Origin of the sequence: Chromobacterium alticapitis, from assembly GCF_002924365.1 — a bacterium.
Taxonomy (GTDB): Bacteria; Pseudomonadota; Gammaproteobacteria; order Burkholderiales; family Chromobacteriaceae; genus Chromobacterium; species Chromobacterium alticapitis.
This window is the reverse complement of record NZ_PQWB01000024.1, coordinates 1-14,789: the sequence shown is the minus strand read 5'-3', so window position 1 is coordinate 14,789 and position 14,789 is coordinate 1. Positions and strand designations below refer to the sequence as shown.

Below are 14,789 nucleotides of genomic sequence, written 5' to 3'. Positions count from 1 at the left end.
CTTTATCGAACGGGCCGATTGGCCGCAGCGCAAGCTTGCGGCCACTCGGCCTTTGTCATTTACGCCGCATAGATTGAAAAAGCATGTTCGATCGTCCTGACTTGGGCGACCAGGCTATCCTGGTCAGCCTGGATTTTGGTGGCGCCGATTACCAGGAAAGCGTTGCCGAGTGCGCCGAGCTGGTGCGCAGCAGCCAGGTGGAAATCCTGGGCATGGTGCAGGGCAAGCGCCAGCGTCCCGACGCCGCGCTGTTCGCCGGCAAGGGCAAGGTGGAGGAAATCGCCTCCGTGGTGCGCGCCACCGGCGCCAACGTGGTGATTTTCAACCATGCGCTGTCTCCCGGGCAGGAGCGCAACCTGGAGCGCGCGCTGCAGTGCCGGGTGATAGACCGCAACAGCCTGATTTTGGACATCTTCGCCCAGCGCGCGCGCAGCCACGAAGGCAAGCTGCAGGTGGAGCTGGCCCAGCTTTCCCATCTGTCCACGCGGCTGGTTCGCGGCTGGACCCACTTGGAGCGGCAGAAGGGCGGCATCGGCCTGCGCGGCCCCGGCGAAACGCAGCTGGAAACCGACCGCCGCCTGCTCGGCATTCGCGTCAAGGCCTTGAAAGACCGCCTGGCCCAGGTGCAGAAGCAGCGTCATACCCAGCGCCGCAGCCGCAACCGCGCGGGCATCGCCTCGGTGTCCATCGTCGGCTATACCAATGCCGGCAAGTCCACTTTGTTCAATGCGCTGACCAAGTCCAACATCTACGCTGCGGACCAGCTGTTCGCCACGCTGGATACCACCAGCCGCAAACTATTCCTCAATCACGGCTGCTCGGTGGTGTTGTCCGACACCGTGGGCTTCATCCGCGACCTGCCTCACACTCTGGTGGCCGCCTTCCGCGCCACGCTGGAGGAGACGGTGCAAGCCAATCTGCTGCTGCATGTGGTGGACTGCGCCAATGAAATGCGCGAAGCGCAGATCGAGGAAGTCAACAAGGTGTTGGCTGAGATCGACGCCGATGGCATTCCGCAACTGATCGTTTGGAACAAGTGCGACCTGCGCGAGCTGCCGCCTGAGATCGAACGCGGCGAGGATGGCCAGATCGTTTCGGTACGCGTATCGGCGTTGAAAGGCGAGGGGCTGGAACTCTTGCGCGAAGCGATTGCCGAACGGGTGCAACCTTTCGCAAACAACCATAAAGAACCATACGAGCATGTCGCAGAATGACCCGAACCGTGGCCGCAACGGCCAGAATGGGCCACCGGACCTCGATGAAGTGTTCCGTGATCTGAACCGAAAATTGTCCCGCCTCTTGGGCGGCAAGTCCGGCAATGGCGGTCCGAACAATCCGATGGGCCAGGGCGGACGTCCCGGCTCCGGCATGTCGCCGCCGTCGTTCAAGGGCGGCGCTGCCGCCCTCGTCGGCGTATTGGCCGCCTTGTGGCTGGCCAGCGGCTTTTATGTGGTAGACGCGCGCGAAGCCGGCGTGGTGCTGCAGCTGGGCAGTTTCAATCGTCTGACCGAGCCCGGCCTGCAATGGCACGCGCCGTATCCGTTCGAGAAATCGGAGATCGTCAATCTGACCGAAGTGCGCAGCATTGAGGTGGGTTACCGCGGCAGCGCGCAGAACCGCGTGCCGGAAGAGTCGCTGATGCTGACCGAAGACCAGAACATCATCGATGTGCAGTTGTCGGTGCAGTACGACATCAAGGATGCGCGCGCCTTCTTGTTCAATAACGCCGCGCGCGAGCGCGACGGCAAGGATTTGGTCAAGCAGGCGGCCGAGACGGCCATCCGCGAAGTCGTGGGCCGCAACAAGGTGGACTTCGTGCTGAACGAGGGCCGCGCCCAAATCGCCGCCGACGCGCACAAGCTGATCCAGGAGGTATTGGATCGCTACCAGGCCGGCATTCGCATCGCCAAGGTCAATATCAATGACGTGCAGCCGCCGCAGCAGGTGCTGGCGGCGTTCGACGACGCGGTGAAGGCAGGTCAGGACAAGGACAAGCTGCTGAATGAGGGTATGGCCTACGCCAACGAGGTGGTGCCCAAGGCCAAGGGTATGGCATCGCGTTTGGTGCAGGAAGCCGAGGCTTACCAGCAGCAGGTGGAGGAACGGGCCGAGGGTGATGCCCAGCGATTCAAGCAAGTGTTGCCTGAATACAACAAGGCGCCCAAGGTCATGCGCGACCGCATGTACCTCGACATGATGCAGCAGGTCATGAACAACAGCAGCAAGGTGTTGGTGGATCAGAAGGGCGGCAATAGCCTGCTTTACCTGCCGCTGGACAAACTGGTGCAGATGGCCGCTCCAGGCGCCGCCGCGCCGACTCCCGCTCAACCCGCCGCGAGCCCGGCCCCGGCGCAGCCGGCTAATTCGCCAGCAGCCAAGAACGGGCGCGATGCTTCGCGCAGTCGCGATATTTTTGGAGCGGAGCGATGACGCAAAGACTGATTCCAACCCTGGCGGCGATCGCCGGCGCGCTGTTTATCGCCAGCTTGTCGCTGTTCACCGTCGATCAACGCCAGTATGCGCTGGTCTTCCAGTTTGGCGAGGTGGTCAAGGTGATCTCCCAGCCTGGCATCCAGTTCAAGATCCCGCTGTTGCAGAACGTGCGCTATTTCGACCGCCGCGTGCAGACCATAGACGCGGAAACGCCTGAGCTGTTCAACACTCGCGAGAAGAAGAACGTGCTGGTGGACAGCTTCGTGAAATGGCGCGTGGTGGAGGTGTCGCAGTTCTACAAGAGCGTGGGGACCGAGGCTGCCGCGGTGGCGCGTCTGAAGCAGACCATCAACGACGGCCTGCGGGCCGAGTTCGGCCAGAAGACCGTTGCCGACGTCATTTCCGGCCAGCGCGATCAAGTTATGGAGACGGTTCGCAAGCGCGCGGACGCGGATGCGCGTAAAATAGGTGTAGAAATTCTTGATGTCCGCTTAAAACGCGTCGACTTTCCGGATAAAATAAGCAGTTCCGTCTATGATCGCATGCAGTCTGAGCGTCGCACCGTGGCCAGCAAGCTGCGCAGCGAAGGCGCGGCCGATGCCGAGCGTGTGCGGGCGGAAGCCGACAAGCAGCGCGAGGTGATCCTGGCCGAAGCCTATCGCAAGGCGCAGGAGCTGAAGGGCGCGGGCGATGCCAAGGCCGGCGCGATCTATGCTGAGGCCTACGGCAAGAACCCGGAGTTCTACGCCTTCTGGCGCAGCATGGATGCGTACAAGGAGTCGTTCAAGAACAAGAGCGACGTGCTGGTGCTGGACCCAAGCAGCGATTTCTTCAAATACCTGAAGAACCCGCAAGCGGGACAGGGCAAGAGCAAGTAAGCAACAATTCAGTATTATTAAAGAAGACTGGCCGGGGCGACCTGGCCAGTTTGCTGCTGACAAGGCGGGGCTTATCCCGCCTTTTATTCTGTTGAAACGAAATGCGTAATTGGCTGTTACCTGAATATATCGCGGACATCCTGCCGGCTACGGCGCGCCAGGTTGAGTCCGCCAAGGCCGCGATGCTGGAAGGCTTTCGCGTGGCTGGCTACGAGCTGGTGCTGCCGCCGCTGATCGAGTACATCGATTCGCTGGTCAGCGAAGGCGACGCCACGCTGGACCTGAAAACCTTCAAGCTGGATGACCAATTGTCCGGACGCCAGCTGGGCCTGCGCGCCGACATCACGCCGCAGGTGGCGCGCATTGACGCCCACCTGCTGGGCGAACGCACCGGCGTGACCCGCTTGTGTTACGCCGGCAGCGTGGTGCACAGCCGCCCATCCGGCCTGACCAGCTCGCGCGAGCCGCTGCAGGTAGGCGCGGAGCTGTACGGCTACGCCGGCATCGAGGCCGACCTGGAAATCATCGACCTGATGCTGTCCACGCTGGAAAAGACCGGTGTGGAAAAGCTGCGCCTGGACGTGGGCCATATCGGCATCTATCGCGGCTTGGCCGCGGCCGCCGGTCTTGCGCCGGAAGTCAGCCGCGAGTTGTTCGGCCTGCTGCAGAACAAGGACGCAGCCGGCATCGCCGCGCTGGTCGCCGGCGTGGCCGAGCCGTACAAGAGCGCCTTCCTTGCGCTGCCGGAGCTGTATGGCCCGGCTGCCGTGCTGGACAAGGCGCGCACTCGCTTGCCGTCGCTGCCTGAGGTCGAGCTGGGCTTGATGCAGCTGTCCGCCATCGCCCGCGCGATGCAGGGCAGGGTGGAGCTGAGTTTCGACCTGGCCGAGCTGCGCGGAGACTTCTACCACACCGGCTTGATGTTCGCGGCTTACGCGCCGGGCTGGTCCGACGCCATCGCGCGCGGCGGCCGCTACGACAATGTCGGCCGGCGTTTCGGCCGCGCGCGTCCGGCCACCGGCTTCAGCCTGGATCTGCGCGATTTGCTGCGCATCCTGCCGGAGCGCGATTCCAGCCGCGGCATACGCGTGGCGGCCCGCCATCTGCCGGCAGCCGCCGCGGAAGTCGCGCGCCTGCGCGCCGAGGGCGAGATGGTGGTGGTGGATTACCTGGGCGAATCGGCGGCCGCGTTGAATTGCGACCGAGAGCTGGCGCCGGCCGCGGATGGCTGGCAGCTGGCCCCGTTTCACTGAATTTTTTGTTTGAATCTGACTGACGAAGAGGTTTTTTCCAATGTCCAAGAACGTTGTCGTGATTGGCACCCAGTGGGGTGACGAAGGCAAGGGCAAAATCGTTGACTGGCTGACCGACCACGCGCGTGCCGTGGTGCGCTTTCAGGGCGGCCACAATGCAGGCCACACCCTGTGGGTGAACGGCAAGAAGACCGTTGTGCGCCTGGTGCCGTCCGGCATTCTGCGTCCGGACGTCGAGTGTTTCATCGGCAACGGCGTGGTGCTGTCGCCGGAAGCGCTGCTGAAAGAGATCGATGAGCTGGAGGCTGCCGGCGTCAACGCTTCGGCCCGCCTGAAGATCGCCGAAGGCTGCCCGCTGATTCTGCCTTACCACGTCGCGCTGGACCAGGCCCGCGAAGCCTCGCTGGGCGCTGGCAAGATCGGCACCACCGGCCGCGGCATCGGCCCCTGCTACGAAGACAAGGTCGCCCGCCGCGCGCTGAAGGTGATCGACCTGTTCAATCCGGAACGCTTCGCCTCCAAGCTGAAGGAAAACGTAGACTACTACAACTTCCTGCTGACCAATCTGTTCAAGGCCGAGCCGGTGAGCTACGAAGCGATCCTGGCCGATACGATGAAGATGGCGGAGCGCATCAAGCCCATGGTGGCCGATGTGTCGCGCACCTTGTACGACCTGGACAAGGCCGGCACTCCCATCCTGTTCGAAGGCGCGCAAGGCACGCTGCTGGACATCGACCACGGCACCTACCCGTACGTGACCTCGTCCAACTGCGTCGCTGGCGCAGCAGCGCCGGGCGCCGGCGTGCCGCCGCAAATGCTCAACTATGTGCTGGGCATCGTGAAGGGCTACGCCACACGCGTGGGTTCCGGTCCGTTCCCGACCGAGCAGGAAAACGAAATCGGCGCCTTCTTGGCCAAGCGCGGCAACGAGTTTGGCTCGGTGACCGGCCGTCCGCGCCGCTGCGGCTGGTTTGACGCCGCCGCGCTGAAGCGCTCCATCCAGATCAACGGCGTGTCCGGCCTGTGCGTGATGAAGCTGGACGTGATGGACGGTCTGGAAGAGATCCAACTGTGCACCGGCTACATGCTGGATGGCAAGAAGGTTGACATCCTGCCCTTCGGCTCGGATGCCGTGACCAAGTGCGAGCCGGTGTACGAAACTCTGCCGGGCTGGGAAGGCACCACCGTGGGCGTGAAGCGCTGGGAAGACCTGCCGGCGAATGCCCAGGCCTATCTGAAGCGCATCGAGGCAGTCTGCGGCGCGCCGGTCGACATCGTGTCCACCGGTCCGGACCGCGAAGAAACCATCGTGCTGCGCCACCCGTTCGGCTTGTAAGCCGCGCGAGATCGCGCCAGTAAAAAGCCCACCGCTTGCGGTGGGCTTTTTGTTTATGCGGCGTCAGCTTTTCTGGCGTTTGGCTGATTGGTAGCCGTCATTCAGCGTTTTCAGGAAGGCTAGCATGTCGTCTATGTCTTGCTCGGTGAACGCCGGTTTGCCGCCCGGCTTGCCGCCAAACGGCGGCTCCATATTGATATTGCCGTGATAGCGCGCCGGCAGGTCGTCGAACTTGGCCGTCTTGCCATTCTTGCCTCTGGGGTACCATTTTTCTGGGTGCGTGTCGCGTTCGGCGTAGAAGCGCAGCACTTGGCGCAGATCGTGGAACGCTCCGTTATGGAAGAAAACCCGGCGCGTGGCCACATTGCGCAGGCTGGGCGTGCGGAACAAGCCGCAATATTCCGCATGGTTCTTCAGGTCTGTGCGGTAGGGGCCGCACAAGCCAAGGTCGTGATAGGCCGGATCGCGGTTGGCCGCAATGGCGGGATTGCGCGGCGCGCCCACGGCGATGTGGCCGAAGTCGCTGAACAGCGGGAAGGCGCCGCTTTCCGAGCGCTGGCTCAGGTGGCAAGACGCGCAATTGCCCTTGGCCGGGTCGTTGAAGGCTTTGAGGCCGCGCGCCTCTTGGGTGCTCAGCTTGAGCTGGCCGCGCAAATACGCGTCGTACTTGCTGTCGTAAGGCGAAAATTCCTTGGGATTCTGTTGAAACACCTCCAGCGCCAGCACTGCCTTGCCGAAAGCCGTATCCGGATGGCTGAAGATATCTTTGCCGAAAAGCTGGCGGAAGCTGTCCGCTGTGCGCGAAGCCTGCAATTTCTTCACCACGGCGGCCGGCGTGCCGTTGGCCATTTCATTGGCGGCTAGCAGCGGCAGGGCTGCCTGGCTGTGGGTGGAGTCGGCGCGGCCATCCCAGGTGAAGCCGCCTGTGGGGCCGGCGTCTTCGCTGTCATTGCCGTCATCGTCATGAAAGTGTTCGCTGAACGCGGGCACGCTCTGCAAGTAGCGCAAAGACGGTACGGCGCGCGTGCCGGCTTGCTTTCCATCCTTGCCGCCCAATTGGACGGCTAGGCCATTGGGCGGGCCGTAGGCATGGGCCGGACTGTGGCAGCTGGCACATGACATGCTGCCGGAGGCGGATAGCGAACGGTCGAAGAAGAGTTGTCGACCCAGGCTTTCCAGTTGCTTGGCGCTGACCGGGTGCGGGCCGGGAGCGTAGGGCGCGCCGAGATAGGCGGGCTTGGCCGGCGTGGCTGCGGAGGCTGCGGAAAACGATTGCAAGACAAAAATGAGCGGCAACAGGGTGCGAGTTATGATCATAAGTAAATGCTAAATAAATTTAATCATAAAATATATCTTATTTTTATTAAATAAAAATAAAACAGGTGAACTTGAAATATTCATGCTTATGGGTATGTTAACAATGTGTAAATCAAGTGTAACATTGCGCGGCAATAATCCGTACACCTCAAATAGCAAGGAACATCGTGATGGATCGTTTGACCTGTGGCGTCGCGCTGACTCTGATCAGCGCCGCCGTGCTGAGCGCCTGTGGCGGCGGCTCTTCCTCCTCCGCCAATGCGGCCACCGCCACGACTAGCGGCGTGGTGACCGGCAGCTATTTCCGCCATGCCAAAGTGTGTCTGGATCAGAATGGCAACGGCCATTGCGACGCCAATGAGCCGTCGACTTATACCGATGGCAATGGCGCGTTTACCTTGAGTGGCAGCGGCGCGGTGCTGGTCGAAGTGGGGACGGACGCTACGCGCTTCGATCCGGACGCCAATACGGAGACCAAGGTAAGCGATCCTTTGGTATTCCGCGCGCCGGCCGGCGCCAATAAAGTGGTGGTCAGCTCCTTGACTACCGAAGTGGCCGACCTGATGGACAATGGCATGGATTTGGCCGGCGCGCGCAAAGCGGTGGCTGACCGTCTGGGCGTGGACCCGGAAAAGATCATGGCCGACCACAACAAGGAAACGGACCCGGACGTCAAAGCCGCCTTGAAGGTTGCGATCAACCAGAATATCGATGCCATCGCCAGCGCGGTGAAAGAAGCGGGTCCGACAGGCGACATCAAGGCCAATCTGCATAAGCGGATGGGTTTGAGCGATATCCAGAACGTGGTAGTGATCTACGCCGAAAACCGAGGCTTCGATAACCTGTATGGCCTGTTCCCTGGGGCCAATGGCATTCCGGGCGTGAATCCGAGCGCGCAGGGCGCCATCACGCCGCAGAAGGACTTCGACAATGCCGTGCTGCCGGCGTTGCCGCCGACCTGGGGCGGGCTGACGGCGGGCGGTCAGAGCGTGACGCTGAGCCAAGCTCAGACCGTGGGCTTCGCCAACAAGCCGTTCCAGATCGATGATCCCAAGGGCTTGAACGTCACCGGCGTGGTGGTGCCGCAATCGGTGGTGACGCGCGACCTGATCCATAGCTTCTATACCAATCAGATGCAGATCAATGGCGGCGCCAACGACAAGTTCGCGGCCTACTCCGACGCCGGCGGCCTGTCCATGGGCTACTACGACGGCAGCAAGATGGCCATGTGGAAGTTGGCCCAGCAATACACGCTGGCCGACAACTTCTTCATGGGCGCTTTCGGCGGCTCCTTCCTGAACCACCAATACCTGGTTTGCGCTTGCGCGCCGGTGTATCCGAACGCCGATGACGCCAAGTCTCCGGCCAAGGGCAGCATCGCTGCCATCGATACCGACAGCAAGGGCAACTTTGTCCGTCTGACGCCGGCTGCCAATAACCCCGCCTCGGTGCTGATAGGCGCGGCCAAGTATGTGAACAATGGCAATCTGACACCCAAGGACAGCGCCGGCAAGTTCTATGCCGTCAATACCATGCAGCCGCCGTTCCAGCCTAGCGGCAATACGCCGGCCAGCGATGACAAGACCGGCAAGTACGCGGATGGCAACAAGGCCAATACCTTGCCGGCTCAGGCTCAGGCCACCATTGCCGACCGTCTGGACGCCAAGAAGGTTAGCTGGGCTTGGTATGCTGGGGCCTGGAATGCCGTGGCGGCAGATCCGAGCAAGATCTACCATGCTCCGACGCCGAACTTCCAGGCGCATCACCAGCCGTTCAACTACTATGCGGCCTTTGATCCGGTGAAGCAGGCGGCCTATCGCGGTCAGCACCTGAAGGACTTCGATCAGAGCTTCCTGGCCGACGCCGCTGCCGGCAAGCTGCCGCAGGTGGCGTTCTACAAGCCGCAGGGCAATTTGAACCAACATTCCGGCTACGCCAGCGTGGCGGATGGCGACAATCACATCGCTTCCGTGATTGCCCAGCTGCAGAAGAGCCCGCAGTGGAAAAACATGCTGGTTGTCGTGACTTATGATGAAAACGGCGGTTTCTATGACCACGCGGCTGTGCCGAAGGGCGACCGCTGGGGCCCGGGCACCCGTATTCCGGCCATCCTGATTTCGCCATTCACTCAGAATCGGTCGAAAGATCAAACCAAGGTGGATCATACCCAGTACGACACGGGCTCCATCCTGCGCTTCCTGACGCGCCGTTTCGGCCTGCAGCCGCTGCCGGGCGTGGTGGCGCGCGATGCGGCCCTGGTGAAAAACGGCAACAAGCCGATGGGTGATTTCACTACGGCCTTGTCGTTCAAGTAAGCACCGCGGCCTTATCCATTCACCGCCCGGCGCTGCCGGGCGGTTTTGTTTGTTAGCGTGTATTTTCCATGCGGCAGGCATGCGGTGGCGGTGGTACACTGCATGGCTTGTCCGGTTATCCAAAAGTCATGCAGTTGAAAATCGCCCCCGGCATGGTGACGCCGTTAATCGTCGCTACGGCGTTGTTCATGGAGAATATGGACGCCACCGTTATCTCTACCTCTCTTCCCGCCATCGCGCGCGATCTGTCCGTCGATCCCATCTCCCTGAAACTGGCCCTGACTTCTTATCTGGTCAGCCTGGCGGTATTCATCCCGCTCAGCGGCTGGATGGCGGATCGCTTTGGCGCGCGGCGTATTTTCCGTTCCGCCATTCTGGTGTTCATGCTGGGGTCTTTGCTATGCGCGGCGACCAGCTCATTGCATGGCTTTGTCATGGCTCGCTTCCTGCAGGGCATAGGCGGCGCGATGATGGTGCCGGTGGGGAGGTTGGTGATCCTGCGCACCATAGACAAGGCCAATCTGGTGCAGGCGCTCAGTTATCTGACGGTGCCGGCGCTGCTGGGGCCGGTGATAGGGCCGCCTCTAGGCGGCTTCATCAGTACTTATTTTCACTGGCGCTGGATCTTCCTGATCAATATTCCCATTGGTTTGCTGGGTTTGGTGCTGGCAGGACGTTTCATCGCCAATCTGAAAGAGGAGCATGTGCCCAGGTTGGATGTGGCTGGCTTCGTGTTCACCGGCGCCGGTCTTTCCATGCTGATGTTGGGCTTGGCGTCAGAGGGCAAGCATATGCTGTCGGCGCAAGCCTCGATTTGGCTGACCGTGGGGGGCGGCGCGCTGTTGCTGGCCTATTTGTGGCACTATCGGCGGCAGGAGCACCCTTTGTTGGACCTGTCGCTGCTGCGCTTGCCCACTTTCAATGCCGGCGTGGTGGGTGGCTTCATGTTCCGCGTCGGCATAGGCACCATCCCTTTCCTGCTGCCGCTGATGCTGCAACTGGGCTTTGGTTTCACGCCCTTCGAGTCTGGCCTGTTGACCTGCTCCACCGCGATGGGGGCCATAGGCATGAAAACCATCGTGGCCAAGGTGCTGCAGCAATTCGGCTTCCGCCGCATTCTGGTGCTGAACAGCCTGCTGGCAGGTTGTTCGGTGGCGGTGTATTCGCTGTTCCGCGCCGATACGGCGCACTGGGTGCTGTTAGCGGTTTTCGTGCTGGGCGGTTGCCTGCGCTCGCTGCAGTTCACCAGCCTGAACGCCATCACCTTTGCCGATGTGGATAAGGACAGGTTGAGCCAGGCCACCAGCTTGTCCAGCGTGGCGCAGCAGCTGGCGGCCGGTTTCGGTGTGACGGTGGGGGCGTTCGCGCTGCAATCGGCGGCCTGGCTACAGGGTCATAAGCAGTTGCTGGCGGAGGACTTTGGCCACGCCTTCTTGATCATGGGGGCGTTGACGGCTTTGTCCAGCCTGTTGTTCCTGCGCCTGGAGCCCAATGCGGGCCGGCAGGTGTCGGCGGGGAGTGAAGGTTAGGGCCTGCGTGGCGAGCGCCGTCGGCTGGCGGCGTTTCGTGCGCTGGGATGGGTAGTGCGGAACGCAAAAAAGCCGTTGATAAGAAATCAACGGCTTTCATGCTGGTGCCCAAGAGAAGACTCGAACTTCCACACCCTTGCGGGCGCTAGGACCTGAACCTAGTGCGTCTACCAATTCCGCCACCTGGGCATAACTCTAAATTGTATTGATGCTTGAACCTGAAACTAAAAGCGCCAGATTTATAATATTTGGTGCCCAGGAGAAGACTCGAACTTCCACACCCTTGCGGGCGCTAGGACCTGAACCTAGTGCGTCTACCAATTCCGCCACCTGGGCAAGCAAATTGTCTTGCTGAATCGGCCTGGCCGATTTTAAATCTATCTGTTTTGGTGCCCAAGAGAAGACTCGAACTTCCACACCCTTGCGGGCGCTAGGACCTGAACCTAGTGCGTCTACCAATTCCGCCACCTGGGCCAACCAGATTTTCATGATGCCAGCTTAGCGACAGGCTTACAATAGTAAGATTGGTGCCCAAGAGAAGACTCGAACTTCCACACCCTTGCGGGCGCTAGGACCTGAACCTAGTGCGTCTACCAATTCCGCCACCTGGGCGTCGCTTTGCTGTATCATCTGTTGCATCGCTGCAACGAGAAGCGAATTATAGACATAATTCTGAGGGTGTCAATGGATCAGACCTCAAAAAGGCAAAAAAAACTTTCCCTGCGTGACCAGGATCCTTTCCTGGAGCGGGAAAAACTTAAATATTCCAATCCCTTGCCCAGCCGCGAGTTCATCATGCAGATTCTCGCCGAGCAAGGGGTGCCGCTGTTTCCGGATGAATTGGCCCAGATGTTGTCGATTCACCGCGACGAACAATCGTTTTTTGAACGTCGCTTGCGCGCCATGGAGCGCGATGGCGAAATCATCATCAACCGCAAAGGCGCGGTCTGCGTTGCCCAAAAGCTGGACCTGGTGCGCTGCAAGGTGTCTGGCCACCGAGATGGCTATGGCTTCGCCATGCCCGACGAGGGCGAGGGCCGCGGTAACGACATATTCCTGCCTGAGCGTGAAATGAAAAAGGTGATGCACGGCGACCGCGTGATGGTGCGGCCGTCCGGCGTTGACCGGCGCGGTCGGCAGGAAGGCAAGATCGTCGAGGTGCTGGAGCACGCGGTGACTAAGCTGGTTGGCCGCATTCAGCATGAACGCGGCGTTTGGGTGGTCAGGCCGGAAGATCGCCGGATCAATCACGGCATCCTGATCGAGCCGGGCAGCGAGTCCGGCGCGCTGGATGGCCAGGTGGTGATGGTCGATATTGTGCGTCAGCCTGACGCCTATCATCAGCCGGTCGGCCGGGTGGCCGAGGTGCTGGGCAACTACGCCGATCCGGGCATGGAGATCGAAATCGCGCTGCGCAAGCACGCGCTGCCGCATGTCTTCCCGGATGATGCGCTGACCCAGGCCAAGACGACGCCGAAGAAAGTGCGCAAGAAGGACTGGACCAAGGATAGGGTAGACCTGCGCGATCTGCCGCTGGTGACGATAGACGGCGAAACCGCGCGCGATTTCGACGACGCGGTATTCGCGGAAAAACAGGGCAAGGGCTACCGCTTGGTGGTGGCCATTGCCGACGTCAGTTTCTACGTGCAGCCGGGAGACGCGCTGGATCAGGAGGCGCTGGATCGCGGGACCTCGGTCTATTTTCCGCGCCGAGTCATTCCCATGCTGCCGGAGGCGCTGTCCAATGGCATCTGTTCGCTGAATCCGGACGTCGAGCGCATGTGCATGGTCTGCGACATGCAGATCAATGCCAAGGGCGAGGTCAAGAAGTACAAATTCTATCCGGCAGTCATGCAGTCCAAGGCGAGGTTGACGTACAACCAAGTGTGGGATTGGCTACAGAACGGCACCGATCATGCCATGCTGCCGCATGTGCGGGATTTGTACGCCCTGTTCAAGATCCTGCTGTCGGCGCGCGGCAAGCGCGGCGCCATCGAGTTCGACTCGACCGAAACGCAAATGGTCTTCAACGACAAGGGCAAGATCGAGCGCATCGTGCCCATTGTCCGCAACGACGCGCACCGGTTGATCGAAGAATGCATGCTGGCGGCCAACGTCTGCTCGGCGGATTTCCTGCAAAAGAACGGCCATAAGGCCTTGTATCGCGTGCATGAGGGACCGACCGAAGAAAAGTTGGAAAACCTGCGCACTTATCTGCGCATGGTTGGCTTGACCCTGGGTGGCGAAGACAAGCCCAGCGCCAAGGATTACGGCAAGCTGGCCGAGCAGATCCATGGCCGCCCGGACGCGCCTGTGCTGCAGACCATGTTGCTGCGCTCGATGCAGCAAGCCGTGTACACGCCGGACAATAGCGGCCACTTTGGCCTGGCTTACGAGGCTTACACCCACTTCACGTCTCCCATTCGCCGCTACCCGGACTTGCTGGTGCATCGCGCGATCAAGGCGGTGCTCAAGGGGGAGAAGTACAAGCCGGGCAAGTGGGCGCAGCTGGGTGTGCATTGTTCGATGACCGAGCGCCGCGCCGACGACGCCAGCCGCGACGTGGAGTCCTGGCTGAAAACCTACTATATGCGCGACAAGATAGGCGAGGTCTTCCAGGGCAAGATCTGCGCGGTCACGGGATTTGGCGCGTTCGTGCTGCTGGACGAGGTCTATGTGGAAGGCTTGGTGCACATTTCCGAACTGGGCAAGGACTATTTCCACTTCAAGAAGGATCTGCAGGCCATCATAGGCGAGAAGAGCGGCGTGCAATACCGCTTGGGCGACACGCTGAAGGTGAAGGTGATGAGCGCCAATTTGGAGAACTCGCAGGTGGAGTTCGCCCTGGTCAGAGATGAGCCGGCAGCTGCGCAGGGAACTGAGCGGGTGGAAAAGGCGGAGCCGGCTAAGTCGAGTCGCCGCCGTCGTGGCAAGACTGCCGGCGCCGCCGAGGCGCGCGTGGCGCCGTTGGAGAACTCGCCTGCGTCTGTAGAAACGGTCGAGCCTGCTCCTGCCAAGCCTGTGGGCTTGCCGGCTGCTCCCAAGGGGCGCCGTCGCCCGGCTAAACCTGCCGTGGGGCAGGAGGCTGTAGGCAAGCTTGTGGCGGAGCCTGAGGCAAAAGCAAGGCCGGGCGCAGCGCCAGCAGCTCAATCCGCAGGGGCATCTGCGGGCAGCTCCACAGACGCGGCGGGCGCAGTTGCGCCTGCCGCGTCTAAGGGAAGAGGGCGTACGGCTAAGCCTGCGCAAGAGAAGCAGGATATCGCTCAGGTGCCGAAGGCGGATCAGGTTCAGCCGCAGCCGCAGCCAGTGGCGCGCCGTCCGGCCGCCAAGAGAACTCCTGTTGCTCCGATTGCTCCGGTGGACGAGGCGCAGAAGCCAACGCCTTCCGCAGCATCGACAGCGCGTAGGCGCGGCAGAAGCAATGCCAAGCGACGCGGTGGCGATGAGTGATCAGTAGCTATCTATATTAATAGGTATAAGAAAACCGGCTCGAAGCGAAGTTTCGAGCCGGTTTTTGTTTTCCAAGTTGAGCCAATGCGGGCAGGAAGCGAGCTGGAATGCGGCTGGTTTGAGATTTTTTTGAATGCCACTTCTTTTTAAATCAGTAACTTGACGGGGGTTGTCGAAAATCTTTCAATTTTTCTCGCAAAAGGTGTTGACGGGGGTGGGGCCCGGGCGTATAGTTCGCCTCCTCAGCTGACGCAGCGAACGAAGCAGCGGAAACGAAA

9 protein-coding genes and 4 tRNA genes are annotated in these 14,789 nt (G+C 61.1%); 8 read left to right on the top strand and 5 right to left on the bottom strand.

Going from position 1 to position 14,789, the window contains the following annotated elements; all coding sequences use genetic code 11:
• The first annotated feature begins 83 nt into the window (after positions 1–83).
• The 5 genes from hflX to C2I19_RS06635 all read left to right on the top strand — a co-directional run bounded on the left by hflX (position 84) and on the right by C2I19_RS06635 (position 5,900).
• The gene (hflX, locus tag C2I19_RS06655; RefSeq protein WP_103901931.1) at positions 84–1,214 is read left to right on the top strand and encodes a ribosome rescue GTPase HflX; all 1,131 of its coding nucleotides are present in this window, start codon (positions 84–86) and stop codon (positions 1,212–1,214) included.
• On the top strand, positions 1,201–2,430 hold the full coding sequence (gene hflK / locus C2I19_RS06650; RefSeq protein WP_103901930.1) for an FtsH protease activity modulator HflK: 1,230 nt from the start codon (positions 1,201–1,203) through the stop codon (positions 2,428–2,430). The genes hflX and hflK overlap by 14 nt, the downstream gene beginning before the upstream one ends.
• A complete protein-coding gene (hflC, locus tag C2I19_RS06645) occupies positions 2,427–3,311 on the top strand; it encodes a protease modulator HflC (protein WP_103901929.1) in 885 nt (294 codons plus the stop codon). Before hflK ends, hflC begins: the two co-directional genes overlap by 4 nt.
• 101 nt (positions 3,312–3,412) lie before the next feature.
• Positions 3,413–4,564, top strand: a complete 1,152-nt coding sequence (locus tag C2I19_RS06640) for an ATP phosphoribosyltransferase regulatory subunit (protein WP_103901928.1) — start codon at positions 3,413–3,415, stop codon at positions 4,562–4,564.
• Positions 4,565–4,604: 40 nt separating this feature from the next.
• A complete protein-coding gene (locus C2I19_RS06635) occupies positions 4,605–5,900 on the top strand; it encodes an adenylosuccinate synthase (protein ID WP_103901927.1) in 1,296 nt (431 codons plus the stop codon).
• Between the two features lie 63 nt (positions 5,901–5,963).
• On the opposite strand, the gene C2I19_RS06630 is transcribed toward C2I19_RS06635, so the two are convergent.
• The gene (locus C2I19_RS06630) at positions 5,964–7,217 is read right to left on the bottom strand and encodes a cytochrome-c peroxidase (protein ID WP_103901926.1); all 1,254 of its coding nucleotides are present in this window, start codon (positions 7,215–7,217) and stop codon (positions 5,964–5,966) included.
• A 170-nt stretch (positions 7,218–7,387) separates the two neighbouring features.
• Between C2I19_RS06630 and acpA the strand changes: the two genes are divergently transcribed.
• Positions 7,388–9,532 carry an acid phosphatase gene (gene acpA / locus C2I19_RS06625; protein WP_103901925.1) on the top strand — a complete coding sequence of 715 codons (2,145 nt, stop codon included), beginning with the start codon at positions 7,388–7,390 and terminating at the stop codon, positions 9,530–9,532.
• Positions 9,533–9,660: 128 nt separating this feature from the next.
• The gene (locus C2I19_RS06620) at positions 9,661–11,061 is read left to right on the top strand and encodes a DHA2 family efflux MFS transporter permease subunit (RefSeq protein WP_233201122.1); all 1,401 of its coding nucleotides are present in this window, start codon (positions 9,661–9,663) and stop codon (positions 11,059–11,061) included.
• A 102-nt stretch (positions 11,062–11,163) separates the two neighbouring features.
• Here C2I19_RS06620 and C2I19_RS06615 read toward each other — a convergent pair.
• The 4 genes from C2I19_RS06615 to C2I19_RS06600 all read right to left on the bottom strand — a co-directional run bounded on the left by C2I19_RS06615 (position 11,164) and on the right by C2I19_RS06600 (position 11,673).
• Positions 11,164–11,250 (bottom strand) — tRNA-Leu (locus tag C2I19_RS06615).
• Positions 11,251–11,310: 60 nt separating this feature from the next.
• Positions 11,311–11,397, bottom strand: a tRNA-Leu gene (locus tag C2I19_RS06610).
• 51 nt (positions 11,398–11,448) lie between these two features.
• Positions 11,449–11,535 (bottom strand) — tRNA-Leu (locus C2I19_RS06605).
• 51 nt (positions 11,536–11,586) lie between these two features.
• A tRNA-Leu gene (locus C2I19_RS06600) sits at positions 11,587–11,673 on the bottom strand.
• 72 nt (positions 11,674–11,745) lie between these two features.
• Here C2I19_RS06600 and rnr point away from each other — a divergent pair.
• On the top strand, positions 11,746–14,511 hold the full coding sequence (gene rnr, locus C2I19_RS06595) for a ribonuclease R (protein WP_103901924.1): 2,766 nt from the start codon (positions 11,746–11,748) through the stop codon (positions 14,509–14,511).
• Positions 14,512–14,789 lie beyond the last annotated feature (278 nt).

Excerpts from the sequence above, each read along its gene's own strand:
- hflX (WP_103901931.1), top strand. The coding sequence starts at position 84 with ATGTTCGATCGTCCTGACTTGGGCGACCAGGCTATCCTGGTCAGCCTG.
- hflK (WP_103901930.1), top strand. The coding sequence starts at position 1,201 with ATGTCGCAGAATGACCCGAACCGTGGCCGCAACGGCCAGAATGGGCCA.
- hflC (WP_103901929.1), top strand. The coding sequence starts at position 2,427 with ATGACGCAAAGACTGATTCCAACCCTGGCGGCGATCGCCGGCGCGCTG.
- C2I19_RS06640 (WP_103901928.1), top strand. The coding sequence starts at position 3,413 with ATGCGTAATTGGCTGTTACCTGAATATATCGCGGACATCCTGCCGGCT.
- C2I19_RS06635 (WP_103901927.1), top strand. The coding sequence starts at position 4,605 with ATGTCCAAGAACGTTGTCGTGATTGGCACCCAGTGGGGTGACGAAGGC.
- C2I19_RS06630 (WP_103901926.1), bottom strand. The coding sequence starts at position 7,217 with ATGATCATAACTCGCACCCTGTTGCCGCTCATTTTTGTCTTGCAATCG.
- acpA (WP_103901925.1), top strand. The coding sequence starts at position 7,388 with ATGGATCGTTTGACCTGTGGCGTCGCGCTGACTCTGATCAGCGCCGCC.
- C2I19_RS06620 (WP_233201122.1), top strand. The coding sequence starts at position 9,661 with ATGCAGTTGAAAATCGCCCCCGGCATGGTGACGCCGTTAATCGTCGCT.
- rnr (WP_103901924.1), top strand. The coding sequence starts at position 11,746 with ATGGATCAGACCTCAAAAAGGCAAAAAAAACTTTCCCTGCGTGACCAG.